Genomic DNA, 2,165 nt, shown 5'->3' with positions numbered 1-2,165 from the left:
CCGGCACGGGCAGCCGATCAATCGGCAGGAAACACCAGGGTAAACCGAGTAGGTCCCAAGGGGCTGCTGCTGACCTCGACCCGCCCACCATGCAACTGCATGATCGATTTCACGATCGCCAGCCCCAACCCGGTCCCTCCCTCGAGCCGCGAGCGCCCCGAACCCACCCGGTAAAACCGTTCGAACAAGCGCGACTGGTGTTCTTCAGCAATACCAGGCCCCTGGTTTTCCACCGAAAGCCGAACTTCGCTGCCCATGCGCTCGATACGCAGTTCCACAGGATTGTCATCGGGGCAGTGCCGAATGGCATTGCTCAACAGGTTCGACAGTGCCCGCTGAAACATCAGCCGATCTCCCTGCGCCGTCCCCCAGCCATGCACACGTAACTCAACCCCTTTCAGCTCGGCACTGAACGCAAACAACTCGACAACCCGCGCCGTCTCGTCGGCCAATGCCATGGGCTTGAGCGCGACCTGGGCCTGGGGTTGGTCGACCTGGGCGAGGAACAGCATGTCATTGATGATGCGGTTGAGCCGGGTCAGTTCTTCGATGCTGTCTTCCAGCACTTCCCGGTAATTCGCGTTGTCCCGTTCGCGGGCCAGCGTCACTTGCGCCTTGCCCATCAGATTGCTCAACGGTGTACGCAGTTCATGGGCCAGATCATCGGAGAACTGTGACAGCTGTCTGACGCCCTGATCGAGGCGGTCGAGCATCACGTTGATGCTGCTGGCCAGCTCTGCCAGTTCCAGCGGCAGGCCGGTAGCGGGCAGGCGATGTTGCAGGTCCTGGGCCGACACTCGCCCGGCAATGCGCCGGAAGTGCCGCAGTGGCTTCAGGCCGCGCTGCATCAGCCACCAGGCACCGGCCCCGATCAGTAACAGCAGCAGCGGCAGCGCGAGCAAGGTGGAGTGCAGGTAGGCCTGCAGCAGGGCGTTGTCGTCGGCGCGGTTGAGCGACATCATTACCTTGACCGGGGTGTCGTCGCGCAGGCGCATCAGCCGGGTCACGGTGAGTATCTGGTTGCCATTGCTGTCGCGCCACGCATGAAAGGCCAGGCGGGCACCAGTGCGCAGCTCGCCTACCTGCGATTCCAGCGCTGGCCCCAGGCTGAGCAGGTGCGGGTGGCGGCCTTCGAGGGCCAGCACGCTGAGGCTGAGGTTATCGTGCCCCATCACCAGGTCGAGCAAGGGATGGGCGCGGCTGCCCAGATCTTCGCTACGCAGGTCGACGCGCAGGTTGTGCTCGACCTGCAGCATCTTGCGCGCCAGGTCCTTGCGTGCTCGGCTGTCCAGTTCGTGATCGAGGGCGAACACGGCAAGGCAGGCCAGCAGCAGCACCAGTGCGGCGCCCATCAGCGTCACGCTCAAACCCAGGCGCAGTGACAGGCTCGCGTTTTTCAAAAGCGTGCCTCGAGCACGTAGCCGACGCCACGCAGGGTATGGATCAGCTTGTTGTCGAACGGGTCGTCGATCTTTGCCCGCAGGCGCCGGATCGAAACCTCGACCACATTGGTGTCGCAGTCGAAGTTCATGTCCCACACCAGCGAGATGATCTGAGTGCGCGACAGCACCTCGCCGGTCTGGCGCATCAACAGGTGCAGCAGGGCGAATTCCTTGGCGGTGAGGTCGATACGCTGGCCGGCGCGGTAGGCGCGGTGGCGGCCGGGGTCCAGCTCCAGATCGGCGACGCGCAGAGTGCTGGGCTGCAATTGCTGGTCGTTACGGCGCAGCAGGCTGCGGATGCGGGCCAGCAGTTCCGGGAACTCGAAAGGTTTGAGCAGGTAATCGTCGGCACCCAGGTCCAGGCCCTTGACCCGGTCTGCCAGACGGCCGTGGGCGGTAAGCATCATGATGCGCGTGGCCGATTCAGCGCGTAGCCGCTGCAGCACGGTCCAGCCATCGAGTTCGGGCAGGTTGACGTCGAGGATGACCAGGTCGTACGGCTGCTGGCGTGCCAGGTGCAGGCCATCGGTGCCGGTGTGGGCGCAGTCGACCACGTAGCCGTTCTCGCGCAGGCCCTGTTGCAGGTAGTCGGCAGTACGCAGTTCGTCCTCGATGATCAGTAGGCGCATGGGTGGGCTCGGTGTGATGAAAGGGGACGATTCTCGACCCTGTAGTGGCATCAGGGTCAAGGCGCAGGATGTTACGGCATGAGTAAGGGCGTGC

Annotated in this window: 2 protein-coding genes; both read right to left on the bottom strand. The window is 63.8% G+C overall.

Annotated features, from left to right (window positions below; all coding sequences use genetic code 11):
* Positions 1-17: 17 nt before the first annotated feature.
* Positions 18-1,400, bottom strand: coding sequence for a heavy metal sensor histidine kinase (locus tag ACK1U9_RS18520; RefSeq protein WP_196173693.1), 1,383 nt, complete (start codon positions 1,398-1,400; stop codon positions 18-20).
* Positions 1,397-2,071, bottom strand: coding sequence for a heavy metal response regulator transcription factor (locus ACK1U9_RS18515; RefSeq protein ID WP_003258489.1), 675 nt, complete (start codon positions 2,069-2,071; stop codon positions 1,397-1,399). The genes ACK1U9_RS18520 and ACK1U9_RS18515 overlap by 4 nt, the downstream gene beginning before the upstream one ends.
* Positions 2,072-2,165: the final 94 nt, after the last annotated feature.

The sequence above is a fragment of the Pseudomonas sp. XP1 genome (assembly GCF_053557675.1).
The sequence above is the reverse complement of the archived record's forward strand: the minus strand, read 5'-3'. Positions and strand labels throughout refer to the sequence as shown.